Source organism: Thermobaculum sp. T2p (genome assembly GCF_059335935.1).
The window spans coordinates 1-23,199 of record NZ_JANZYQ010000036.1 but is presented as its reverse complement, the minus strand read 5'-3'; the positions used below and the strand labels follow the sequence as shown (position 1 = coordinate 23,199).

At 45.7% G+C, this 23,199-nt stretch carries 35 protein-coding genes; 25 read left to right on the top strand and 10 right to left on the bottom strand.

Annotated features, from left to right (window positions below; genetic code table 11):
- Positions 1-7: 7 nt before the first annotated feature.
- From N2245_RS13875 to rpsI, 19 genes are all read left to right on the top strand, one after another.
- Positions 8-193: a type Z 30S ribosomal protein S14 gene (locus N2245_RS13875; protein ID WP_012874680.1), complete on the top strand. Its 186-nt coding sequence runs from the start codon at positions 8-10 to the stop codon at positions 191-193.
- 8 nt (positions 194-201) lie between these two features.
- Complete coding sequence (gene rpsH / locus N2245_RS13870) at positions 202-606, top strand: 30S ribosomal protein S8 (protein ID WP_012874681.1); 405 nt, start codon at positions 202-204, stop codon at positions 604-606.
- A gap of 19 nt (positions 607-625) precedes the next feature.
- Positions 626-1,180, top strand: coding sequence for a 50S ribosomal protein L6 (gene rplF / locus N2245_RS13865; RefSeq protein ID WP_494537302.1), 555 nt, complete (start codon positions 626-628; stop codon positions 1,178-1,180).
- A gap of 15 nt (positions 1,181-1,195) precedes the next feature.
- Positions 1,196-1,573 carry a 50S ribosomal protein L18 gene (gene rplR, locus N2245_RS13860; protein ID WP_494537301.1) on the top strand — a complete coding sequence of 126 codons (378 nt, stop codon included), beginning with the start codon at positions 1,196-1,198 and terminating at the stop codon, positions 1,571-1,573.
- Between the two features lie 9 nt (positions 1,574-1,582).
- Complete coding sequence (gene rpsE / locus N2245_RS13855; protein WP_494537300.1) at positions 1,583-2,155, top strand: 30S ribosomal protein S5; 573 nt, start codon at positions 1,583-1,585, stop codon at positions 2,153-2,155.
- The gene (gene rpmD, locus N2245_RS13850; protein WP_012874685.1) at positions 2,145-2,333 is read left to right on the top strand and encodes a 50S ribosomal protein L30; all 189 of its coding nucleotides are present in this window, start codon (positions 2,145-2,147) and stop codon (positions 2,331-2,333) included. Before rpsE ends, rpmD begins: the two co-directional genes overlap by 11 nt.
- A gap of 22 nt (positions 2,334-2,355) precedes the next feature.
- Positions 2,356-2,817: a 50S ribosomal protein L15 gene (rplO, locus tag N2245_RS13845; RefSeq protein ID WP_494537299.1), complete on the top strand. Its 462-nt coding sequence runs from the start codon at positions 2,356-2,358 to the stop codon at positions 2,815-2,817.
- A gap of 2 nt (positions 2,818-2,819) precedes the next feature.
- Positions 2,820-4,121, top strand: a complete 1,302-nt coding sequence (secY, locus tag N2245_RS13840; RefSeq protein WP_494537298.1) for a preprotein translocase subunit SecY — start codon at positions 2,820-2,822, stop codon at positions 4,119-4,121.
- Between the two features lie 25 nt (positions 4,122-4,146).
- Positions 4,147-4,797 carry an adenylate kinase gene (locus N2245_RS13835; protein WP_494537297.1) on the top strand — a complete coding sequence of 217 codons (651 nt, stop codon included), beginning with the start codon at positions 4,147-4,149 and terminating at the stop codon, positions 4,795-4,797.
- Positions 4,798-4,823: 26 nt separating this feature from the next.
- Positions 4,824-5,570, top strand: a complete 747-nt coding sequence (gene map, locus N2245_RS13830) for a type I methionyl aminopeptidase (RefSeq protein ID WP_494537296.1) — start codon at positions 4,824-4,826, stop codon at positions 5,568-5,570.
- 20 nt (positions 5,571-5,590) lie between these two features.
- Positions 5,591-5,812: a translation initiation factor IF-1 gene (gene infA / locus N2245_RS13825; protein ID WP_494537295.1), complete on the top strand. Its 222-nt coding sequence runs from the start codon at positions 5,591-5,593 to the stop codon at positions 5,810-5,812.
- Between the two features lie 21 nt (positions 5,813-5,833).
- On the top strand, positions 5,834-5,947 hold the full coding sequence (gene rpmJ, locus N2245_RS13820; protein ID WP_012874691.1) for a 50S ribosomal protein L36: 114 nt from the start codon (positions 5,834-5,836) through the stop codon (positions 5,945-5,947).
- Positions 5,948-5,959: 12 nt separating this feature from the next.
- A complete protein-coding gene (gene rpsM / locus N2245_RS13815) occupies positions 5,960-6,334 on the top strand; it encodes a 30S ribosomal protein S13 (protein WP_012874692.1) in 375 nt (124 codons plus the stop codon).
- Between the two features lie 50 nt (positions 6,335-6,384).
- Entirely contained in the window at positions 6,385-6,789 is a 405-nt protein-coding gene (gene rpsK / locus N2245_RS13810) for a 30S ribosomal protein S11 (RefSeq protein ID WP_012874693.1), read from the top strand.
- Positions 6,790-6,890: 101 nt separating this feature from the next.
- Positions 6,891-7,931 carry a DNA-directed RNA polymerase subunit alpha gene (locus N2245_RS13805; protein ID WP_148211881.1) on the top strand — a complete coding sequence of 347 codons (1,041 nt, stop codon included), beginning with the start codon at positions 6,891-6,893 and terminating at the stop codon, positions 7,929-7,931.
- A 2-nt stretch (positions 7,932-7,933) separates the two neighbouring features.
- Complete coding sequence (rplQ, locus tag N2245_RS13800) at positions 7,934-8,290, top strand: 50S ribosomal protein L17 (RefSeq protein WP_494537294.1); 357 nt, start codon at positions 7,934-7,936, stop codon at positions 8,288-8,290.
- Positions 8,291-8,315: 25 nt separating this feature from the next.
- Positions 8,316-9,038 (top strand): tRNA pseudouridine(38-40) synthase TruA, encoded by a 723-nt coding sequence (gene truA, locus N2245_RS13795; RefSeq protein WP_494537293.1) that lies wholly within the window; start codon positions 8,316-8,318, stop codon positions 9,036-9,038.
- A gap of 2 nt (positions 9,039-9,040) precedes the next feature.
- Positions 9,041-9,481 (top strand): 50S ribosomal protein L13, encoded by a 441-nt coding sequence (gene rplM / locus N2245_RS13790; protein WP_494537292.1) that lies wholly within the window; start codon positions 9,041-9,043, stop codon positions 9,479-9,481.
- 17 nt (positions 9,482-9,498) lie between these two features.
- Positions 9,499-9,903: a 30S ribosomal protein S9 gene (gene rpsI / locus N2245_RS13785; protein ID WP_494537291.1), complete on the top strand. Its 405-nt coding sequence runs from the start codon at positions 9,499-9,501 to the stop codon at positions 9,901-9,903.
- 90 nt (positions 9,904-9,993) lie between these two features.
- Here the strand turns inward: rpsI and N2245_RS13780 are convergent, their stop codons facing one another.
- The 4 genes from N2245_RS13780 to N2245_RS13765 form a co-directional block, all read right to left on the bottom strand.
- A complete protein-coding gene (locus N2245_RS13780) occupies positions 9,994-10,653 on the bottom strand; it encodes a DsbA family oxidoreductase (protein WP_494537290.1) in 660 nt (219 codons plus the stop codon).
- Between the two features lie 22 nt (positions 10,654-10,675).
- Positions 10,676-11,795, bottom strand: a protein-coding gene (gene prfB / locus N2245_RS13775; RefSeq protein WP_494537289.1) for a peptide chain release factor 2 whose coding sequence is annotated in 2 segments (ribosomal slippage) — positions 10,676-11,725 and positions 11,727-11,795 — 1,119 coding nt in all. Because the reading frame shifts where the segments join, the coding sequence is not laid out codon by codon here.
- Positions 11,796-11,800: 5 nt separating this feature from the next.
- Entirely contained in the window at positions 11,801-12,565 is a 765-nt protein-coding gene (locus N2245_RS13770; protein WP_494537288.1) for a nucleotidyltransferase domain-containing protein, read from the bottom strand.
- 10 nt (positions 12,566-12,575) lie between these two features.
- The gene (locus tag N2245_RS13765) at positions 12,576-13,706 is read right to left on the bottom strand and encodes an acetoin utilization protein AcuC (protein ID WP_494537287.1); all 1,131 of its coding nucleotides are present in this window, start codon (positions 13,704-13,706) and stop codon (positions 12,576-12,578) included.
- Between the two features lie 105 nt (positions 13,707-13,811).
- Between N2245_RS13765 and N2245_RS13760 the strand changes: the two genes are divergently transcribed.
- Genes N2245_RS13760 through N2245_RS13750 form a run of 3 tightly spaced genes read left to right on the top strand, consistent with a single transcriptional unit; the run spans position 13,812 to position 16,845 of the window.
- Positions 13,812-15,287 (top strand): MDR family MFS transporter, encoded by a 1,476-nt coding sequence (locus N2245_RS13760; protein WP_494537286.1) that lies wholly within the window; start codon positions 13,812-13,814, stop codon positions 15,285-15,287.
- A gap of 27 nt (positions 15,288-15,314) precedes the next feature.
- Complete coding sequence (queG, locus tag N2245_RS13755) at positions 15,315-16,466, top strand: tRNA epoxyqueuosine(34) reductase QueG (RefSeq protein ID WP_494537285.1); 1,152 nt, start codon at positions 15,315-15,317, stop codon at positions 16,464-16,466.
- 13 nt (positions 16,467-16,479) lie between these two features.
- Entirely contained in the window at positions 16,480-16,845 is a 366-nt protein-coding gene (locus N2245_RS13750) for a hypothetical protein (protein ID WP_494537284.1), read from the top strand.
- Positions 16,846-16,866: 21 nt separating this feature from the next.
- On the opposite strand, the gene N2245_RS13745 is transcribed toward N2245_RS13750, so the two are convergent.
- From N2245_RS13745 to N2245_RS13730, 4 genes are all read right to left on the bottom strand, one after another.
- Complete coding sequence (locus N2245_RS13745; protein ID WP_494537283.1) at positions 16,867-17,418, bottom strand: DUF3090 family protein; 552 nt, start codon at positions 17,416-17,418, stop codon at positions 16,867-16,869.
- A gap of 21 nt (positions 17,419-17,439) precedes the next feature.
- Positions 17,440-17,673, bottom strand: a complete 234-nt coding sequence (rsrA, locus tag N2245_RS13740) for a mycothiol system anti-sigma-R factor (protein WP_494537282.1) — start codon at positions 17,671-17,673, stop codon at positions 17,440-17,442.
- The gene (locus tag N2245_RS13735) at positions 17,666-18,280 is read right to left on the bottom strand and encodes a sigma-70 family RNA polymerase sigma factor (protein WP_494537281.1); all 615 of its coding nucleotides are present in this window, start codon (positions 18,278-18,280) and stop codon (positions 17,666-17,668) included. The genes rsrA and N2245_RS13735 overlap by 8 nt, the downstream gene beginning before the upstream one ends.
- Before the next feature lie 120 nt (positions 18,281-18,400).
- Positions 18,401-19,381: a sigma-70 family RNA polymerase sigma factor gene (locus N2245_RS13730; protein WP_012874709.1), complete on the bottom strand. Its 981-nt coding sequence runs from the start codon at positions 19,379-19,381 to the stop codon at positions 18,401-18,403.
- 256 nt (positions 19,382-19,637) lie between these two features.
- Here N2245_RS13730 and N2245_RS13725 point away from each other — a divergent pair, with 256 nt between their 5' ends.
- The 3 genes from N2245_RS13725 to N2245_RS13715 are packed head-to-tail and all read left to right on the top strand — an operon-like array spanning position 19,638 to position 21,648.
- The gene (locus tag N2245_RS13725; RefSeq protein ID WP_494537280.1) at positions 19,638-20,426 is read left to right on the top strand and encodes an SDR family oxidoreductase; all 789 of its coding nucleotides are present in this window, start codon (positions 19,638-19,640) and stop codon (positions 20,424-20,426) included.
- A 19-nt stretch (positions 20,427-20,445) separates the two neighbouring features.
- Positions 20,446-20,874: a VOC family protein gene (locus N2245_RS13720; RefSeq protein WP_494537279.1), complete on the top strand. Its 429-nt coding sequence runs from the start codon at positions 20,446-20,448 to the stop codon at positions 20,872-20,874.
- 60 nt (positions 20,875-20,934) lie between these two features.
- On the top strand, positions 20,935-21,648 hold the full coding sequence (locus N2245_RS13715) for a metal-dependent hydrolase (protein ID WP_494537278.1): 714 nt from the start codon (positions 20,935-20,937) through the stop codon (positions 21,646-21,648).
- A gap of 42 nt (positions 21,649-21,690) precedes the next feature.
- Here N2245_RS13715 and N2245_RS13710 read toward each other — a convergent pair whose 3' ends face one another.
- A complete protein-coding gene (locus N2245_RS13710; RefSeq protein WP_494537277.1) occupies positions 21,691-22,440 on the bottom strand; it encodes an MBL fold metallo-hydrolase in 750 nt (249 codons plus the stop codon).
- Positions 22,440-23,150, bottom strand: coding sequence for an endonuclease III domain-containing protein (locus N2245_RS13705; protein ID WP_494537276.1), 711 nt, complete (start codon positions 23,148-23,150; stop codon positions 22,440-22,442). The genes N2245_RS13710 and N2245_RS13705 overlap by 1 nt, the downstream gene beginning before the upstream one ends.
- Positions 23,151-23,199 lie beyond the last annotated feature (49 nt).

Sequence of the window (23,199 nt, the reverse complement as noted above, 5' to 3'; positions counted from 1 at the left end):
GGCTTAATTGGCAAGGAAAGCTCTTATAGTAAAGGCTTCACGCCCACCAAAATACAAGACCAGAGCTTATAACAGATGTAAGCTCTGTGGTAGGCCTAGGGCCTATATTAGAAAGTTTGGTATGTGCAGAATATGTTTCAGGGAACTGGCGTCTAAGGGGCAAATTCCTGGAGTGATCAAGGCTAGTTGGTAGGAGAAGTGATGGGAACAACAACTGATCCAATTGCTGATATGCTGACAAGATTGCGTAATGCATCTCAGGCGCGCCATAAGGTAGTGGCGCTACCTTCCTCTAAGATGAAGGAAGCTATTGCTAGGATCCTAAAAGAGGAAGGCTATATCGAGGACTACCAGGTTGTTCCTGGTAAGGGTAATCAGCCTGAAATAAGGATCACTCTTCGATACGATCAGGATAGACAGCCAGTCATAAGAGGTATAAAGAGGATTAGTAAGCCAGGTTTGCGCATCTATACCAAGCGTAGTCAGATCCCAAGACCTCTTAGTGGTCTGGGCACAGCTATCCTATCAACCCCAAAGGGGGTTATGTCTGGGCGCCAGGCCTACAGGCAAGGTGTAGGTGGCGAGATAATCTGCTACGTCTGGTAAATCGCAAGGAGTTGGAGATATGTCTCGAATAGGTAATGCTCCCATACAGATACCCTCTGGCGTGGATGTTACTCTACAGGATAGAGAGGTTATAGTAAAGGGACCTAAGGGTGAGCTAAGGCAGAAGATAGTCGGGGAGATCGAAGTTATCCGTGAGGACTCCACCTTGCGGGTCGTTCGTAAATCTGATGAGAAATATCATAGGTCCCTCCATGGTCTCACTAGGACTCTTATAAATAACATGATAATTGGCGTTACTCAAGGCTTTCGTAAGGACCTTGAGATAAGTGGTGTCGGTTATAGAGCTGCCAAGGATGGAGACTCATTGGTGCTATCTGTTGGATACTCTCATCCTGTAAGACTGCAGCCTCCTGCAGGCATAACTTATGTAGTTGAGAGCCCCACGCGCATAAGCGTGCAGGGCATTGATAAGCAGCTTGTAGGGGCGGAGGCAGCACGTATACGATCTGTGCGAGAACCGGAACCCTATAAGGGTAAAGGAATCAAGTACGTCGACGAAGTCATCAGGAGAAAGGCTGGTAAGGCCGGCAAGGCTGGTGGCGGTCGACGATAAGGGTGAAAGGGATAAATGAGAGCAGTTAAGTACGTTGGTAAAAAGCTTTCTCCTCGTCAAAAGCGTCATATAAGGGTCAGAGGGAAAGTAAATGGTACGCCCGAACGACCCAGGTTGAACGTGTTTAGAAGTGCAAAGCATATATATGCTCAAATTATCGATGACACGATAGGCCATACCCTGGTGGCAGCATCTACTTTGGAGCCTGAGATTAGGAGCAAGATGGCTCAGCTAACCAAAGTAGAGGAAGCCAGAGAGGTGGGGAAGCTCGTAGCAGAGCGGGCAAAGGCTAAGGGTATAAGCAAGGTAGTATTTGATCGTGGCGGCTGGCTGTACCACGGCAGGGTAAAGGCCTTGGCGGAAGCCGCAAGAGAAGCAGGACTTGATTTCTAGGAGGTCAAATTGCCCCGTAAACGCATAGATCCAAATCGACTTGAAAATCTGACTGAAAGAGTGGTGCAGATAAACCGTGTGGCGAAAGTCCATGCCGGTGGAAGACACTTCAGCTTCAGCTCTGTGGTCGTTGTTGGTGATGGACAGGGCCATGTAGGAGTAGGTTTGGGGCACGCGAGTGAGGTGCCCGAGTCTATTCGTAAGGGCGCAGAGGATGCTAAGAAGAATATGATAGAGGTGCCTATACACAATGGCACTATCCCTCATGAGATAACGGTCAAGTACGGCGCATCTAAGGTGCTACTCAAACCGGCAGCTCCTGGTACGGGTGTGGTTGCAGGTGCCAGTGTGCGTGCCGTTATGGAGGCTGCTGGTATCCGAGATGTCCTAACTAAGTCCCTGGGTAGTAATAATCCCGTTAACCTTACTCGTGCCGCTCTCAAAGGATTGTCTCTAATGAGATCACGTGAGCAGATCATGTCTCAGAGAAGAAGAGTTTCTGCATCAAACCAAAAGAGCGGTAATAATGGCTCTGGTGCAGTTAATAATGGCCAATCAACGGAGGCTCAGAATGGCCAATAAGTTGAGAATAACCCTGAAAAGGTCTCTAATAGATAGAACTCCAAAGCAGAGAGCTACCGTTAAGTCTCTTGGTTTAAGGCGTATAGGCTCTGTAGTAGAGAAGCCTGATACCCCTGTATTTAGGGGCATGATCAGGAAAGTTCAGCACATGGTTTCTGTTGAGGAAATCAAAGAATAAATTTGGGAGTGTAAGAGGGAAAGTGAAGCAGAACGAATTGCGTCCACCTGTCGGTGCTCACAAAGATAGGAAGCGTGTCGGAAGAGGTACGGGATCTGGTCATGGCAAGACTGCTGGGAGAGGTACCAAGGGGCAGAAAGCTCGTACCGGTAATGATCTGAGAATAGGATTCGAAGGCGGGCAAAATCCTCTAATACAGAGGATGCCTTTCAAGCGTGGTTTTACAAACCCCAACAGGAAGGAATATAAGGTCTTCAATCTCTCTGACCTGCAGCGTTTTCCCTCAATAAGTGAGTTCACACCAGAGGTCTTTGTAGATCTAGGACTCGTACCAAGAAAGAAATTGGAGAGAGGTGACCTACTTGTAAAGGTTTTGGGCGAGGGAGAGATTGATAGAGCCATAACCGTCAAAGTGCATAAGGTCTCTGCCAGCGCCAAAGAGAAAATCGAGGCTGCTGGAGGTCGTGTAGAGGAACTAGTATAGAGATGTTGCAAGCACTTGTTAACGCCTGGAGGCTACCGGATCTTAGACGTCGCATACTATTCACCCTGGGTATATTAGTTATATTCAGAGCATTGGCTCAGATAACGATCCCAGGAGTGGATCTTGAGAGGTTGAGGAATCTTTTTGAGCAAAATCAGACGCTCAATCTCCTCAACATATTCTCAGGAGGTACCATACGTCACTTCTCCATAGTGGCTATGGGCGTCTATCCATACATAACTGCAAGTATAATAATGCAACTTTTGATACCCGTTATCCCCAGCCTTATGGAATTGTCCAAAGAAGGGGGAGAACAGGGACGCATCAAGATCAACCAGTATACCCATTATCTAACTGTACCACTTGCTGCGCTCCAGGCCTATGGGCAAGCATCTCTGTTACATTCGCAAGGTGTCATACCGGAATTTGGGTTGTTTGGTCCAAGCTGGCTTACAACCCTATCACTGATCGCTTCCATGACTGCTGGTACAATGCTGCTAGTCTGGATGGGAGAGCTTATAACTGAGCAGGGTATTGGGAACGGCGTATCAATCATCATATTTGGTGGTATAGTCGCGAATCTGCCAGGCATCGCCGGTCAGGTTCTTAGTGGTGGGACTGCATTCATTAGCTTTTTCCAGATCTTAGCAATAGTAGTAGTAACCGTTATCACTATTGCTGGAATAGTTCTGATAACTCTAGGGGAGAGAAGAATACCTATACAGTACACACGCCGTGTGCGCGGCGCCAGGATAGTACGTGGCGGGGGTAGCACACACCTCCCACTAAGAGTTAACTATGCTGGTATGATCCCGTTGATATTCGCTATCTCAATCATGATCTTTCCTAGCACCGTAGCTAGCTTTTTCCTTGGTGCTCGTAGCCAGATAATTAGGGATATCGCACAGTGGGTTCAGGCTACCTTCAATCCAGAATCTTTACTGTACCAGGTTGGCTATTTCTTCCTGGTAGTGGTCTTTACTTACTTCTACACAATGGTCATATTCCAGCAGCAGAACATTCCAGAGAACCTACAGAGGCAAGGTGGGTTCATTCCTGGTATACGTCCAGGCAGACCGACTGCAGTGTATCTACAGAAGGTGCTGAATAGGATAACCCTTATAGGGGCTCTCTTCCTTGGGTTTGTGGCGATATTGCCATGGCTAGTTGGAATCGTCACGGGATTGAATAATGTGCTAATAAGCAGCACTGCGCTCCTGATAGTAGTAGGAGTGGCTATAGACACGATGAGGCAGCTAGAAGCCCAGCTGCTGATGAGGCGATATGAGGGCTTCATAAAGTAAGAAATTACTGTTTTGGGGTTGGATAGTGAACGTTATCCTATTGGGACCTCAAGGATCTGGAAAGGGTACCCAGGCAGCCGAACTTGAAACAAGGTTAGGCTTAACACACATAGCTAGCGGTGACCTGCTGAGGGAGGCTAGAGAGTTAGATACCCCGCTGGGAAGACTGGTAAAAAAGTACTATGATGCTGGTGAACTCGTTCCAGATGATGTGGTTATAGAGCTCATAGTGCAAGAGATAAACAAGCAACTAAATGGGAGAGGGGTTGTCCTAGATGGGTTCCCTAGGAATGTAACTCAAGCCCAGGCCTTGGACGAAGCCTTGGCCACTAATGGGAGGAAGATAGACAAAGTTGTAGAATTAGTTGCGCCTCTTGAGGTAGTCAAGAAGAGACTTGCAGGGAGGCTGATATGTAGGACTTGTGGTGCGGTCTACAACCTTGAAACTAAGCCCCCCAAGGTTCCGGGTAAGTGCGATCTAGATGGAGGTGAGTTGTATCAACGTCCTGATGATACTCCGGAGGCTATAGAAAAAAGGCTACAGGTCTGGGCTAAGGAAAACGAAGGTTTGGTCAAATACTATCAGTTACGAGGAATACTTTATAAGGTTGATGCTAACAGACCGGTTGAGCAGGTAACCCAAGATATAATGGCGATCTTAAAGCGTGACTTGTAGACATAAACTTACTTCTGGAAGGCGTTTTGGCTATAATACTTAAGTCCAAAAAAGAGATAGATAGGATGAGAAGGGCAGGTCTGGTGTTGAGGGATCTGTTTGACCTTCTCATGCCTAAGATTAAGCCTGGCGTCACTACTGGAGAATTAGACGCATTTATAGAATCTTACATACGGAAGCAAAATTGCAAGCCTTCTTTCAAGAACCTTTATGGGTTTCCAGCTTCTGCATGTATAAGTATAAACGAAGAAGTTGTGCATGGCATACCTGGGAGCAGGCAGCTACGTGAAGGCGACCTTGTAAAAATTGATGTTGGGGCTTTGTATGAAGGTTTTCATGCAGATGCATCTAGGACTTTCTGGGTAGGTCATGCATCTGCAGCTGCTAAGAGGTTAGTGAGTGTAACGGCTAAGGCTCTAGATGCTGGCATAAGCAAAGCGGTCCCTGGTAACAGGGTAGGAGATATATCTTCTGCAATCCAAACAGTAGTGGAGTCTGAGGGTTTCTCCGTAGTTAGGGATTATGTGGGGCATGGAGTGGGCAGAAGCCTGCACGAGGATCCTCAGGTTCCAAACTTTGGTTTTCCTGGACAGGGACCTATTCTTCGTGTGGGTATGACTCTGGCAATAGAGCCAATGGTTAATGAAGGCACTCATGAGGTGATTCTTGCAGAAGATAAATGGACTGTTAAAACCAAGGATGGTAAACTTTCAGCGCAGATAGAAGATACCGTTGCTATTACAGAAGATGGGCCTTTTATACTAACTAGGTAGGGTAGGAGAAGGAAAGCAGGTTGTCGAAAAAGAAAGACGTCATAGAGGTAGAGGGTAGGGTGGTAGAAGCCTTGCCCAATGCCATGTTCAAAGTACAACTAGATAATGGGCATGAGATACTGGCACACGTATCAGGCAAGATACGCCTCAATTTCATACGTATCCTGCCTGGAGACCGTGTGCTTGTTGAGCTGTCCCCTTATGACCTTACCAGGGGCAGAATTACATATAGGTATAGATAACGTTGTAGGAGAGGTCTAGTCATGAAAGTTAGAGCTTCCGTAAAGGTACGTTGTGAAAAATGTAAGATCATAAGAAGGAAAGGCGTTGTGCGTGTGATCTGTACTAATCCAAGGCACAAGCAAAGACAGGGTTAGAAGGAGATATAAATGGCGAGAATTGCTGGTGTCGATCTACCAAGAGACAAGAGAGTGGAGGTAGCTCTCACATATATCTATGGAATTGGCCCTACATCTAGTAAGAAGATCCTTGAAAAGACTGGCGTTAATCCAGATACCAGGGTTAAGGATCTAACCGAAGATGAGGTTGCTCGTATTAGGGACGTAATAGAGCATGAATATGTGGTGGAGGGTGATCTCCGCCGAGAGGTAGCTCAGAATATAAGAAGGCTTATAGAGATAGGCTGCTATCGCGGTATAAGGCATAGAAGAAATCTGCCTGTTCATGGGCAGAGAACACGTACTAACGCAAGGCAGAGAAGGGGGCCTCGTAAGACCGTTGGTGCACGTAAGAGCAAGAGGTAGTTTTCTGATATAGCTTGAATTAAAAAAATTCTAGAATAATAGGAGTAAGGATGTCTCAGGAGGCAAGAAGAAGAGCACAGGCAAGAGCAAGGCGAAGGGAACGCAGACAAGTTCCTCGCGGAAGAGCTCACATAGTATCCAGCTTTAACAACACCATTATTACTATAACCGATCCCAGTGGAAACGTATTGTGTTGGTCGAGCGCTGGAGCATCTGGTTTTAAGGGCTCCAGAAAAAGCACACCATATGCAGCGCAAGTAGCCGCGGAAAATGCCGCCAGGAAGGCCATGGAGTATGGAATGCGACAAGTTGATGTGTTTGTTAAGGGTCCTGGGGCTGGTCGCGAAGCTGCAATTCGCTCTTTACAGGCGGCTGGGCTTAACGTGATGTCTATTTCTGACGTTACGCCCATACCTCATAACGGTTGCCGTCCGCCTAAGAGCCGAAGAGTCTAATTATTTCTCGTTCTAACTTAAAGGGAACTGGACGGCGGAATGCCCCAGTTCCTCAATTATTTGATATTTTGAGAGTCCAAGCCCAGAGGAGGCTAGATTCAGTGATTGAATTGACAACACCCAAAGTAGAATGCATAGGTATAGCTGATAACTACGGACGCTTCAGTATATCACCTCTAGCGCCTGGTTATGGTCTTACTATAGGCAATGCACTTAGGAGGGTATTGCTTAGCAGCTTGGAGGGTGCTGCTATCACCTCTGTACAGATAGAGGGTGCCAGGCATGAGTTCATGGCTCTGCCTGGTGTGAAGGAAGATGTAACCGACATCATATTGAATATAAAGCGTATTAGGGTCAGAAGCTATTCAGATAGACCAGTTACTTTGAGATTAGAGGCTACAGGACCTAAGGTTGTAACGGCTGCTGATATAAGGCCACATGCAGACGTTGATATAGTTTCCCTTGACCAGCCTATAGCCACCTTAGATTCTGAGGATGCCACCTTGAGCATGCAACTTACCGTGCAAAAAGGTAGAGGGTATGTGCCTGCTGAATCGCAGGACTTCTTTGAGATCGGACGCATTCCAGTTGATGCTATATACAGTCCCGTGACTAAGGTCAATTACGTCGTTGAGCGCACAAGAGTTGGACAGCGCACTGATTACGACAACCTAATAATTGAGATTTGGACGGATGGTACCATTGCCCCTGGTGAGGCTCTTAGTCAGGCGGCATCGATATTGGTGGGTCAGTTCCAGATTATAGCTGCCTATGCTAACGCTGAGACTAGCTTTGGTATCGAGCTACCTACAGAGACTATGTCTGTGCCTGAGGTAGATAACAGGAGTATCGATGAACTAGGCCTCAGTGCCAGAACCTTGAACTCCTTGAAGCGCGCCCACATTACGACTGTAGGGCAAGTACTTAGTAAGACCAAGGATGACTTGCTAAGCATAAGAAACTTTGGAGATAAATCGCTTCATGAGCTTGAAGCCAAGCTCAAAGAGTTTGGATATTTGCCATCTGATCTCCCAGAGGGCGCAATAGAGAATGCTCCGGATGATCAACCTATAGGTGTGCTAGCTCGCTCTTCCAGTGACGCTGTGTCAGTTTCAACTTCTAATATGGAGGGAGAAAGTTAACCATGAGACATAGAGTAGCAGGGTCTCAAAGATTTGGTCGTAGACCCGATGAACGTGCTGCAATGCTAAAAAACCTCACTGTATCCCTTATCAAGCATGATAAGGTCCGTACCACACTCGCTAAAGCTCAGGCTGTCAGACGTATAGTCGAGCCTTTGATCACGCTTAGCTTGGAAGATACGCCTCATAATCGGCGTCTTGCCGAGTCAAGACTTGGCGACAGGATGGCTGTTGCTAAGCTGTTTGATGACATAGGTCCTAGAATGAGTGGAAGGAATGGGGGATACACACGCATCTACAAGCTTGGCAATCGCCAAGGAGATGGTGCTCCCATGGCTGTTATCGAAATAATAGAATGAAGTATTTTGGATAAAAAGGATCTCTTTGAGCACCTGGAAATTAGTAATAAGCTATAAGGGAGAATATTTCTCAGGCTCGCAAATACAGCCTGGTAAACGTACTGTTCAAGAAGAACTGGAAAATGCTTGGGAAAGGGTAACAGGTTCCAAGTGTAGGGCTGTACTCGCGGGCCGTACTGATGCAGGTGTAAGTGCTCTGGGTCAGGTAGCTACTATAAAGGCGGACTGGTATGGTACTCCAGACGAACTGTTAGAAAAACTAAGAGAACATTTGACTCAAGATATAGAGATCCAAAAGGTTGAGAGGGTCTCGGATGATTTCGATGCTCGGAAATCGGCAGTCTGGAGAAGGTACAGATACGTTTTTTCAAAAGATGAGATAACCCGTTTTGGTTTTGTATCTATTGAAGGTATGAGGCAGGCAGCTAGAGGCCTAGTGGGAGAGAAAGATTTTGCTGCTTTTGCCTCTCAGAGTGAATTGGGGCCGCGTGGGACTGTAAGGCGAATACTTGATATAAATGTGACCTGGGATAAGGCGGCTAATAACCTATGCATTGAAATTGTTGCTGATGCTTTCCTTCGTCAGATGGTCAGAAGGATTGTGAGCGCACTAATATGGGTCGGAACTGGTAAAATAGAGGTCGTTGAGTTATTAAGGGCCGTTGAGATCAAGGCTAGACATCTACTTCCGGGCCCAGCCCCGGCAAAGAACTTAACACTAGTTGAAGTAGGTTACGGAGAATGCTGAGCATGAAGACTTATACACCTAAAGCTAATGATTACACTAGGGATTGGTGGCTAATAGATGCTACTGGTCAGAACCTGGGTAGATTAGCGTCTGAGATAGCCCGCTTGTTAATGGGCAAACATAAGACTGTGTACACGCCTTTTCTCGATACCGGCGACTTTGTAGTTGTAGTCAACGCTGATAAGATATCTGTTACCGGTAAGAAGCTACAACAAAAGGTCTACTATAGACATAGTGGCTATCCAGGAGGAATAAAAGCGACTACCTTGGAGGCCATGCTTGCTAAACATCCTACTAGGGCGCTTGAACTTGCTGTCAAAGGAATGTTACCCAAGAATAGAAGGGGTAGGGACCTATTCAGAAAGCTCAAAGTATATGCTGGCCCCGAGCATCCTCACGCTGCTCAACAGCCAAAAGAATACAAAATCACTAATCTGAAGTAGATTGGACGGAGGGCAGATTGACTAACACAGCAGTAAGATATTACTACGGAACAGGTAGAAGAAAGACCTCTGTTGCCCGTGTGCGTCTTTATCCGGGTAACGGCCAGATAATAGTCAACGATAAATCTGCTGAGGAATACTTTGGCGGAAGAGATGCTTATCGAGTTGCTCTAGAGCAACCCTTCCGTGTTACCGGTACTCAGGGCAGGTTCAATGTAGTGGCTAAAGTTGAGGGCGGTGGAGTTACTGGACAAGCTGAGGCTGTACGCCACGGTATAGCTAGAGCTTTATTGGCGTTCGATGAGAACCTGCGTCAGTCCCTCAAACAGGCAGGATTATTAACAAGGGATCCGAGAGTCAAAGAGCGCAAGAAGGTTGGACTTAAGAGAGCTCGTAAGGCTCCACAGTATACCAAGCGCTAATCTCTCCTGTAAACTAATTTTGCCTTTCTATCTTGAGTAAAACAGTTCAGGGAGATGATGATAATTAAATATCTCCCATGAACTGTTTTGTTATTTGCTGATTTCGAATAGCAATCTGTAGATCTCATCACAGTCGGAGCCTATACACGGGGGAGGAGTCACACCTATTATCCTGTCTCCCTCCCAAGCTATGGATGCTGCGGCTGGGTTATACAACTGCTTACCGTTTGGAAGAACAAAAGAAGGACTACCCTGTGGGTCCAGTCTTTCTTGTGACTGCTTATAATCCTGCCTCACAGCCTCAAGGGATTCCTCCGAATCCATATATCTCTTGAAACTGTCCACGTTTAACCCAACTCTACTTGCGATGCTTAATAAGACGTCTATTCGGGAAATATCTATCCCCTCTTGAAACATAGCTCTACACACTTGTAGATCGAATTCCAGGAACTTATCGTACGACTGTATAAGAGCAGCTTTAGCTGCCCTGAAAGCAGGGATAGCGGTGTTAGGAAAACTGCTATCCCTATACACTCCAAATATGGCTCTCTGATCGTGAACTGCAGCTATCCACCACTCAGCTTCCAAAGATTCTCTAGAGGTGGGAACACCGTTAACCCATTCTAAGGGCAGAGCTTTTATCTCCAAATTTACATCATGTTTATATATTTTGATAAAAGGATCTATCCTGACTCTTGCTATATATGCCCATGGACATATGTAGTCTGCCCAGAACTCAAGAGTAGCCATTTTCAACCTCCTATGCGGCTTGCTATGCTTCCACTGGTGCTCCAGCAGTAAGCGTCCTACTCAGATAGGCTTCGATAAACGGATCAATTTCTCCATCTAGCACGGATTCTACGTCTGAGACCTCATAACCCGTACGATGGTCTTTTACCATCGTGTATGGGTGGAGGACATAGGATCTTATCTGAGAGCCCCATCCTGTTGCAATGTGTTCTCCCTTGAGCTTGGCCTGCTCCTCAGCTTGCTTTCTTAGCTCGAGTTCCAATAATCTAGCTCTAAGTATCTTTAATGCTGTCTCCTTATTCTGAAACTGAGACCGCTCGTTCTGGCAGGTTACTACTATGCCTGTTGGGAGATGCGTGATCCTCACTGCCGATGAGGTTTTGTTTACATGTTGCCCACCAGCACTGGAAGCCCTATAGGTATCTATCTTGAGATCCTCGTCTTTTATCTGTACATCAGGAGTTTCCTCGACGTCTGGAAGAACTTCTACTAAAGCAAAGCTTGTATGTCTTCTATGGGCCTGATCAAAAGGCGAGAGTCTTACCAGACGGTGCTGTCCAGCTTCTGCCTTGGCATAACCATAAGCATATTTACCTTTGATCTCTATAGTAGCGGATTTGAAGCCTGCTTCTTCTCCTTCAATACTGCTTACAAGCTCCGCTTGCCAGCCTCTTCTTTGTGCCCATCGGAGATACATTCTGACCAGCATAGAGGCCCAATCCTGAGCATCTATACCGCCTTCCCTAGCATGAATAGCTATGATTGCATCCTCCTGGTCATAACTTCCGGAAAGAAGTAGTTCTAATTCAAGATGGTTTAGCTGGTTTTCTAGGGCACGAATCTGTGAAGCAGCTTCATGAAAATCCGAGGCTGAATCTTCTTCATAGGCCAGATCCAGTAAGACCTCAGCATCCTCTAGCTGACGCTCTATCTTACTCCATACTTCAAGCTGGTCCTTAAGATTGTTCAGGTTTTTCATTACTTTTTGAGCCTCAGTAGGATCTGCCCATAGCTCGCTGCTGGCAGCTCGCTGCTCCAATTTTTCTATCTCTGAACGCTTATTCTCCAGGTCAAAGATGCTCCTTGAAGGTGGATATCCTGTGCCTAAGGTTATCTATCTTGTCCTTCAACTCTTCGTACATCTCGTCTATCCTCCATCAAATGATCTTGTTGCAATTGCAATTGTGCAGGCGTAGTCAACTACCTCTTTCTGTCTTGGGCTCAGTGCCTTGTAGATCTCTTGTGCAGCAATATAGTACATGTCTAGTGCTGCCCGACAACTTTCTGTGAGGGCTATACCATCACAGAGTAGAGCCTGCTTCATAGCTTGGGAGAATTTATTCCCCATAATGTTAGAGATCTTATCCCAGACCTCATTCTCACTTCTATATAGAATCTTTTTTTGTACTGCCAGTATGACAGGGATTCTCAGTGCTAGTACTGATCTCTGGACTGCTGCGTTAGCCCAATTAGGTTTATCCATGCTAACAACAAGCTTAACCACTTCTTCAGCGAGTCCAGTGATCTCGTCTGCTACGTATCTGTCTATCCTCTTTGGATCTATCTCTTCCCATGTCCATTCTAGTGCATGTCTCTTGATCTGATCAGCAATTCCGCTGGGATCGTATAAGATGGCTGCATCCCTCCATGCGGGTACAGTATAGACTGCTCTTTCAGGAGCATGGAATGCCAGGTATTCATCTTCCATCTTGTGCCAGGAGATAGAAACTAATCTGTTGTCTATAATTCTGAGGGTGTATCCTGGCCCTTCTCCCAGTGCATAGATGTCGATATCTGATCTGCTATCTGCATCTCCCCTGGCATTACTTCCTACAAGAATCACCGCTGCAGCACCTTGTGCTGCTAATTCTCCGGATAGTCTTATGACTAACTCGTTTACCTGCTCTTCCATATTTCTTAACCTAATTTAGCTTGGAGTTTATTCTGCTTTGGATCAATGACTTCAGATTTTGAACAGTCTTTTGGGTTGACTGTAAAGTTCTTGGGTCTTGTGTTTCGGGCTCTAACATGCTATCTGGGGGGGGATAGCCATAGGTTTCCTTAAATTTTCCTATCCAACTATCAGGCAAAATGTCTGGAGTCTCTTGACCAGAAACGGCCAAAGCTATTGCTGCCCATGCCAGGCATGCATTAGAGGGTTTGTATCCCCCTCCTCCTAGAAGTAACAACCTGCCATTACATATTTCTTCTGATAGCTCAGCTATCGATCTTGCGAAGTTAGTGTAGGTGTTGTTACTCCAACTCAGCATGGCTAGAGGGTCTCCGTAATGAGCATCAGCTCCACATTGCATGACTATCAGTTCGGGTTTGAACTCCCTTATCGAAGGTTCTATGACTTCTCTCCAAGCATACATAGCTGAGTCGTCGCTTGCTCCTGGTGCAAGCGGTATGTTTCGTTTTAGCCCTGATGCACTTCCCTCTCCTATTTCCTGCACAAATCCAGTTCCTGGGAATAGTGTCCTACCATCTTGGTGTAGATCTAAGTCTAGAAGCCAATCTTCAGCATAGAATCCGTAAAATACTCCATCCCCGTGATGGACATCTATATCTATATATGCTGCCTTATTAATGCCATATTTGTGCCTAGCTATCTCTAATGCAATAGCTGCATCATTGAGTATACAGAACCCAGAAGCTCTGTATCTATGTGCGTGATGTAAACCCCCGCCTGGATTGAATGCATAGACGGATTTTGTTAGCACTGCATCCAGAGCTTGTAGCGTGGCCCCGACTATCCACAACGAGGCTTGCAGACATCCTCGGAAACTTGGAGTATCTCCTTGATCTAGATAGATGTCCCCTGTCTTTTCGACTTCCTGCAGGAAATTTATGTACTTTTCTTGGTGAAAGGCAAGTGCCTCTGCTATGGATGCTTGGCGTATAGGTAATAGTTGGTTCTTATGGGAAAATAATCCCAGATCTTTCATGAGATCAACAGACAGTTTTACTCTTTTCTGGTTAAATGGATGGGATGGTCCAAAGTAGTAGGTTAGGATTTCATCTCCATAGAAAACACAGAGGGGTCTATTCATAATTAGGCTAACTCCTAGCTAGATAGAATATTCTTCCGTCAAACTCGTTTTTTGTAGACTCTTTCCTTGTATCATACAAATTCTAGAAGGTGAACGGAGTTACTTGTGGTATCTGAAGGTCTGGCAAGAAATTCGCGCAAGCTGATAGTTGTGGGCCTTATGTTGGCTACTTTCCTCTCGGCTATGGACAGCAGTGTAGTAAGCACCGCTATGCCGACTATAACCGGCATTTTAGGTGGTTTTAGCCTCTACAGTTGGGTATTCTCGATATATCTTCTAACGTCCACAGTCACTGTTCCTATATATGGAAAACTTGCCGATCTTTATGGTCGTAAGAGGGTTCTACTGTTTGGTATTCTCGTGTTCTTGTTGGGTTCTGGTCTATGTGGTTTGGCTCAGAGCATGCTCCAGCTGGTCATATTCAGAGGTATTCAAGGTGTTGGGGCTGGTGCAATACTCCCCATTACTATGACTATCTTCGGAGATATATTTAGTATTGAAGAGAGAGCCCGTGTACAAGGTTTGACGGGTAGTGTTTGGGGAATATCTGCCATCGTTGGTCCTGCTTTAGGTGGGTTAATAGTTGACAACACTAGCTGGCGCTGGGTATTTCTAATAAACCTACCGGCAGGTTTGTTATCTCTCCTAGTTCTCATATTTTTCTTTCATGAGAAGACTCAAGTACACCAACATTCTGTGGACTACGTAGGCGCAATTGCTTTGATGGCAGGGTCAGCAGCATTGTTGCTGGCGCTCACGTCAGGAGGCAGGGACTGGGAGTGGGTCAGCTCACAAAGTATATCAGTGTTCTTGTTTGCAGTAATATCTATTATTGCTTTTCTATTGTTTGAGGTCAGGGTTCCAGAACCTATACTGCCACTATCAATATTTGCCGATAGGATGATAGCTGTATCCGGTATAGCTAGTTTGCTAGCAGGCGGGGTTATGATAGGTGCTACAACTTACGTTCCGTTGTTTGCTCAGGGATCACTGGGGACATCCGCTACAGTGGCCGGAGCTGTGCTGGCCACTATGTCTATAGGATGGCCTATAGCCTCATCGCTTTCTGGAAGGTTAATCTTGAGGGTAGGATACCGGATAACAGCCGTCGTTGGAGGAGTTTTCCTAGTCTTAGGTTCTGGGCTGTTATTCTATTTTTCCCATCTGAGTAGCCCCTTGCTGATTGCCCTTGCTTCGTTTGTTATAGGGGCGGGTATGGGCTTCTCTACTACGGCTTTTATAGTAGGTATTCAAAACGCGGTAGACTGGAGTCGTAGGGGAGTTGCTACATCCTCTAACTTGTTTCTTAGGAGCATGGGTGCGTCGATATGGGTAGCTTTATTGGGTGCAATAGCAAATAACGTACTTATATCCGACCTTAACAGCCCAAGAGCCCCTCAGATGATAAACCAGTTGTTACAGTCTGGTTCGTCAGGCGTTGTAGCCCAAGGCATGGAGCCTGTAAGGTTAGCTATCTCCCATGCTTCCCAATCGGTATTCTTTTGGCAGTTAGCCACTGCTTGTATCACCTTCATTGCCATATGTTTTATGCCTCCTGGGGATATCAATGATAAGAATTAGTGAGCATTTTTGTTATAGTAAAGTGCTATGCAGACTTCCCTTGTTCTAACCATAGAAGATATCAAGAAGCTGGCTGCGGAATGTTCTCTTGACGTGGTGGGTGTGACTTCTGCTGATTCCTTTGATGATGTGAGGCAGATATACCTGGAAAGATATGTTAAAGGCTATTTTGGTGAGATGAGGTGGATAACGCCAGAACGCATAAATTTGGGGTGCTCTCCTCAGGATATGCTACCAGGAGCTAGGAGCATACTAGTCTTCGCGTATTCGTACCTAAGAGATTCCAACGCTCCAAAGGAAAATGATGGAGTTATCAGAGGGAGAGTTGCCAGATATGCTTTAGGAGAGGACTACCACTATTTTCTGAAGGAGAAGATAGAGCTTTTTCTTGATAAGCTGAAGGTTGTAATTGGCAAGAATTTTGCCTCCAGAATAAGTGTAGATAGTGGTCCTGTAATAGATAGAGCAGTAGCAGCCAGAGCAGGAGTAGGTTGGTATGGAAAGAACACCAATATTCTGATTCCAGGTTATGGTTCCTGGGTACTTCTAGGTACCGCCCTAGTCGATATAGATCTTCCCCTTTCTCCACATATAAGGAAGTCTTGTGGTAGTTGTACAAGATGTATATCAGCTTGTCCTACAGGTGCTCTGGTAGCCCCTGGTGTTCTTGATAGTAGAAAGTGCATCTCTTATCTAACGATAGAGTTAAAGGGCCCTATACCAAGGGACTTACGGCCCCTTATCGGAGACTGGATATTTGGATGTGATATATGCCAGGAAGTTTGCCCTGTGAATATAAAGGGCAAGAAGGCTAATCATCCTGAGTTCTCGGATCTACCTGGGTGGGGACAGCGCCCTGATCTTATAAGCCTAATGAGAATGACTGAAGATGAATTCAGAAACAAATTTAGGAGAAGTCCTGTGAAAAGGACCAAGCGTAGGGGCTTGTTAAGAAATGTGGCTGTGGCTCTTGGTAACTCCGGCAACAGAAGGGCTGTGCCAGTTCTGGTGGAAGCTTTGTCTGATCACGAACCCTTAGTTAGAGGGCATGCTGCTTGGGCTCTAGGTAGACTTGGGGGCTCTGAGGCTAAATATGCCTTGGAATCCCGTCTCCAAATAGAGGAAGATAGTTATGTAAGAGAGGAGATACAGCTAGCATTAGATGAGATTGAGGTATAACTCTAGAGCTAAGATGCTGTTGCTAGTCTCTGTGATCATAGCTGCTATTACATGCATTTATGGATGGATCAACTATCCTTCGCATGCAGCGCTGTTGAACAAATGGGAAGGTCCTAGTAATTATCAAGTGAGTAGCGGCTATTGTAGTAGATTGAAGGGCATTCTGCCTAGGATGAATCCCGATCCTCCTGAGGTCCTAAAGATAGGAAATCAATTACTCTTAAGAGATTCCGAGGCTAGGCTACCTGTAGATGCTCAATATCAGGGTTACAAGTTTAGGAGATGGCTTCTGTATAGATCTAGAGAGGATAGTGGCATCTATTTAGTCACAGAGGATGGTACACAAGTGACCAAGTACGAGCCTGGTAGCTGTAATTAGCTACCAGGCTCAATTTCTCTATTATTCGTCCTCCAGTTGCACCTGAGCATGCCCATTAGAAGGTGGGCAGAAGTGAGCTACACCAGGTGTAAGCGGGGTTTCACATAGAGGACAACGGGGCCTGCCTGCTTTTACTACGGCGTCGATTTGCTTACTCAGCTCTTTGAGCTGCTCCCTTGTAACTAAGCATCTGAAATCAGGTGCGCCTTCTTGTTCTTCCTCAATATCATGTATTAGCAACGCAAAGCGCCCTTTCCCTTCGTCATAGCCAAGAGCTAGTCTCCCTACCTTGAATTCCACGGTTGGAGGTTGTGGGAAAGGTAGCTGAATATTAGGTTCTTCTTTTTCTGGTTCATTGCTTACTAGGTCTATAAAAGGGTCATCACTAAGCTGTGCAAGCAATTGTTCTATAGCCTGTCCTAGTGCCTGCATCTGCTCTTTTTCTATCCACAGATCAGCCCCCTCGCCACGTTCATTAAGAAATCTTAGGCGAAATGTTCTCTGACCAGGGAGTCCAACAGCGTCTGCGCCTAGTCTATCAATAACTCCGAAGTCGTAAGTCTCACTTGCCATATAGTATTAGCTCGACCTCTACTAATATGTTTTCTTCTTTAGAATCGATTTTATACGCGCTTTTAGATGTTCTGGGGCCTTATCACACCCACAATCCCTTTTAATGAGTTTGATCACGCCGGACTCGAAGCTCACCAACTCGAAGCATTCTCTGCAGTTGATAATATGCTGCCTTATCTCTATAACCTCCTCCGGAAGCAGTTCCCTATCTAAGTAAAGGTACAGCCTTTGATGTACCTCGTGACAATCACTCATTTTGTGCCTCCGGAGGTTCTACGTTGTATCCTCTTTGGCGAGCATACTCCCAGAGCTTCTGCTGTAGCTGTTTTCTACCCCTATGTAACCTGGACATCACTGTACCCACTGGAATCCCTAGAACGTCTGCTATTTCTTTGTACGAGAAGCCCTCCACATCTGCTAGAAGCACAGGTAGCCTGTACTGTTCTGGTAGAGAGTCCAAAGCTTCTCTTACCTCTTCATCAACAAACATATTTAAGACAGTCTGCTCTGGATCCTCTCCAAGAGACTCACCAGCCTCTTTGACCCTTCTGAACAGATAGTAATCTTCCATCTCGCCTAGCTCACCTATCTCGGTGGTTTGAGGCTGGCGAGACTTCTTCCTGTACTCGTTTATAAATGTGTTTGTCAATATTCTGAACAACCAAGCACGCAGGTTTGTTCCTGGCTTGAAACTGTCGCGGAAACGATGAGCCTTAAGATAAGTCTCTTGTACTAGATCCTCTGCGTCCGCTGGATTATTAGTTAATCTGAGGGCAGTGCGGTACAGGGAATCTATATATGATAAGGCCTCTTCAAAGAATAGATCTTCGGTTTGTAATTGTGTACCTGTATACTGTCCCATAAGCAACTCTGCCCGCAACATGATTGCGGGCTACAAATCTATTATAGCTTATAGTTGGTATTAGAAGACAAAAGTTCCTAACAGTTTACTAGTCTACTGGCTATTATATTTATTGGAGAATTATCCCATAAAAGATCTTAGAGATTCAGCATGGGGTCTAAGTTTAGAGAGAGCTTCTTTCTCTATCTGTCTTATCCTTTCCCTAGTAACTCCAAGGACCTTTCCCACCTCTTCGAGTGTGTAACTATGGTTACCTGTTAGTCCATAGCGAAGATCCAGCACCTGTCTCTCCCTATCTGTGAGATCGTCTAATAATGCTAATATCTGCTCTCTTAGAATATCCCTTGACACCTGGTCAGCAGGAGACTCTATGTTAGGATCTTCTATGATCTCTTCAACTGTGCCGTCGCCATCCTCCCCATATGGTTGTTCGAGTGACATTGGATATTGCGATGCCTTGACTACCTCTCTAACCCTCTCAGGTGTAATGTTGAGCTCCGCCGCTATCTCTTCACTGGTGGGTTCTCTACCTAGTTCTTGAGAAAGTCTGTGCGATACCTTGGTGATGTTGTGCATTAGCTCCGTTACGTGGACTGGTAATCTTACTACTCTTGACTGGCTCGCGAGAGCTCTAGTGACGGCTTGACGGATCCACCAAGTTGCGTATGTACTAAACCTATACCCTCTACGATAGTCAAACTTATCCGCAGCGCGCATCAGTCCTAGGTTGCCTTCTTCTATGAGGTCGGAGAGGGGTAGCCCTCTTCCAGCGTATCTTCGAGCTATAGAGACTACAAGCCTGAGGTTACACTCGATCATTCTCCGACGAGCCATCTCTCCTCGTTCTTTGTCTCTCAGTGCGGCTTCTCTCTCCTCAGGGCTAAGATCCTGGTGTAGCTTTCTAGTTGCTTGACGGCCTTTTTCTATAGCTTTTGCTAGTGCTATCTCCTCCATAGGGGTGAGCAAGGGAATAGCGCCTATATCCCTGAGATATACAGAAACTGAATCTTCGGACCCAGAACTCTCCTCAGCAGAGATATAGCTATCATTCTCCTGCACATAGTCTTCAGCAAAGGGTTCGTCGGTGACGTGCATGTTCATGGCTCTTACTCCAGTCTAGACCTATCAAGGCACTCCTAATCCCCTCAACAAAACTCACAATATAATTTGCACAGTCCCTCCGAACCACCTCCCTTACAGTGAAATATAGCTTTCATAGATATAAACACCCAAAGTACAAGTTTTGTGTCATTAATGATTACGTATTGTAGTTCCATAAGGTTTCAACATTGAGAGCGTTAGTAACTCTAACAGCATCTTCTATGCCGAAAATAGCCATTTAGAGGAGGAATTAATTATGGATCTGGGACTTTCAGGGAAAGTAGCTATAGTTGCTGCTGCTAGCAGCGGTTTGGGAAAGGCTGTTGCTGCCAGATTAGTCGAAGAGGGAGCAAAAGTAGCTATATGTTCAAGAGACCATGCAAGGATTGACAAGGCTTCAAATGAGATCTCAAGAGGCGAGGATAGTGTCTTACCTATGGTGACTGATGTAACGAACCTGGATGACATAAAGAAGTTAGTAGATGCCACTATAACCAAGTGGGGACGTATTGATATATTAGTTACCAATGCTGGTGGGCCACCTGCAGGCGATTTTGAAGACTTCAACGATGATGATTGGTACAGGGCTTTTGATCTCAATATGATGAGCTCGGTTCGGCTTATCCGCCAGATATTGCCAATTATGAAGAGCCAACGATATGGACGCATTGCTAACATTGTCAGCACATCGGTTAAGTCCCCAATCAGAGGACTCATACTGTCCAACTCTATACGAGCTTCCGTGGTAGGTATGGCCAAGACGCTATCTCTGGATGTTGGGCGCTACAATATCACAATAAATAACATATGCCCTGGGAGAATTCTTACGGATAGAGTTAGATCTTTGGATGAGATACGCGCTAGAAGGGAGGGACGCTCTGTTGATGATGTGCGAGCTGAACAAGAGAGCTTCATTCCCCTTGGACGATATGGTACTACAGATGAATTTGCAGATGTTGTAGCCTTCTTTGTCAGTGATAGAGCTTCTTATGTCACAGGGGCAACATTACAGGTAGATGGTGGGGCCTTGCAATGTATTTATTGATCAGTAGGTTAAATCGATCATGAGCAAACGACAAGTAAGTTTGGGTTTGATATGCGTGCTTGCTGAAGACTGGTACGAATTAGTTGATTTCTATGTGGATGTAATTGGCCTATCCCCTGTAGATATAGATGAATCGAAAGAGCGTGCTCTGCTAGAAGATACGAGAGGGCTTAGTATCCTGATATTATCGGGTGGTGAAGGCCAAGAATTACCCAAAGGACCAAGACACAACTCATTCTATGTAAGTTTTGTGGTTAATGATCTGCCTACTATTGTTAGCGAGCTCGAGTATAGAGGCGTTGTCTTTTGGCAAATAGATGAGGGTATTTTGGCAGTTATGGACCCAGACGGCAACTTATTGTACTTGTCTGATGAAAATAGGTATGGCCATATACCAGACGGCTGGCTTATTCGAGAGATACTTGACCACGATGCTCATAAAGCATAATCTCTTGCACACAAATTGCTGTCAATGGCTAATCTAGGAGATTATCTGGAGGTTTGAGGGATGCAGATAGGTCATGATACCACTATTACGTACCTGGGACATTCCACTTTTATCGTGGATACGCCGGGAGGCAAGCGCATATTGCTAGAGCCATGGGTGATGAATAACCCCAAGTGCCCTGATAATCTGAAGCAGTTAGGTAATGTGGACCTGGTTCTCATCTCCCATGGGCATTCAGATCATATGGGAGATGCTACACAGGTCCTTCAAGAGACAGGCGCCACTTGCATTGGGATATTTGAGATATGTACTTGGCTAGGGAACAAAGGTATCCAGAATACTTCACCTATGAACAAGGGGGGAACACAGCGAATTGGTGATATCAAAGTCACGATGGTGCACGCTGTGCACTCCTCAAGTGTTGTCGATGATGGTGAGCTTATTCCTGGGGGTGAAGCTGCAGGTTACATTATAGAGTTGGAGAATGGATTCAAGATTTACCACGCTGGTGATACTGCAGTCTTCTCAGATATGCAGCTTGTAGGAGAGTTGTATAAGCCTGATCTATGCATGCTACCTATAGGAGATCACTTTACTATGGGGCCACGTGAAGCAGCTATGGCCACCAAGCTACTAGGGGCAACCCAGGTGGTACCGATGCATTATGGTACCTTCCCTGTGCTCACTGGTACCCCTGAGGAATTCCGAAGCATGGTCGGAGATATAGGGGGTGTCCAGGTGTTGGATATTCGTCCTGGTGAGAGCCTCAAATAAACTGTCTATATTTGGGAGGTTTGATCGCAGCTTTGACTGCGATCAAACCTCGAATTCCCTAGAACTGTAGGCGTAATCAACCTCACCACTAAATTCTCTTTTAGCTAGGCCTATAGCTACGTCTGCTTTTCTTTCAGGTAGATGTGTCAGTACAAGCTTCTTGGTATTACCTGCCTGAGCAATCTTACCAGCTTGTTCAGCAGTTATATGTACATCTGGATTCCCTGGTTGGTCGACGTAGGCGGCCTCACACAACAGTAGGTCTGCTTGCTTTGTAAACTCGTAGATCGAATCTTCCCATCCTGTATCCGCAGAATATACAAAGGTCCTGTCATTTGTTGATATTCTCATCCCATATGTGTCTATGGGGTGTAACATCTTCCTGAATTGGAAATATGCTTTTCCAATGTGTAATCCTGACTGGGGGTCGTATTCGAAAGTCTCAAACGTGCCTGTAAAGAAGTCCGGATTGGGATCTATAGGCTCGACAACTCTTCTTAGAATATCAACACCGTTTGGAGGAAGGTAGAGCTTAGGAGGATTGGAAGGCTTTGCTTCTAAGGATAGATAGTAGCGATATGGTATTAGATCAGCCCAATGGTCGAAGTGTAAGTGGGATATAACTATAGCTGTAATTGACTCAGGATCTACTGTTGCCCTTAGCCTCTCGAATACACCTGTTCCAACATCTATGAGTATAGTTTGTTCCTCGATGTCGAGGATGTATCCACTGCAAGCTCGGTTAGCAGAGGGCCATGCTGGCTCGCTTCCTAGAATTTTCAGTCTAGTCATTATTTCCCCTCTCTGATGCTAAGGCTGTTTTGGTGAAAGTATACGCATAAACAAGTTAATGGGCATATAGCGCACTTTGGTACAGGGGCTTTGCACACTCTTCTCCCGTGCCTAATTAAGTTGATATGGAAAGGATAGGCGCGCTCGGGGGAAACTATTTGGGCGAGGATATCGTGAGCTCTATCTGCATTAGTCTTTGGAGGTATTAGACCTAGCCTAAGCGATACTCTATGAACGTGGGTGTCCACAGGCATGACTGGTAAGCCCAGAGAGAACATAAGCACACATGCGGCTGTTTTAGGTCCTACACCATTGATACTTGTGAGCCACTCCTTTGCAGCATTAATAGGCATATCTTTCAAGAAATATAAATCAAAAGACCCTAGCCGGGACCAAATCTCTTTTAGAACTGATTGTATGCGAGGTGCCTTGATGTTGCTTAAGCCTGCAGACTTTATCAGTTGGGCTACTTCTTCAGTCGGTGCCTCCATGACCCTTTTCCAATCACCGTTAAAGTGATCGTAGAGCCTATCAAACGCTGCTCCAGAGTTTTTATCTGATGTGTGCTGGGAAAGAATAGTTAGTATAAGCTCGCTAATGGGGTCTAAACGTGATACCCACTCTGGACTGCCATAGGTACGAGTTAGGATATCATCAATTATTTTAACTTTTTCCTTAGGGGAGAGGGTGTAGCATTGTGGTTGTTGCATATCTGCAGTATAGCAGAGGTAATAGGGAGCAGGGAGCGCGGCGGCCTAC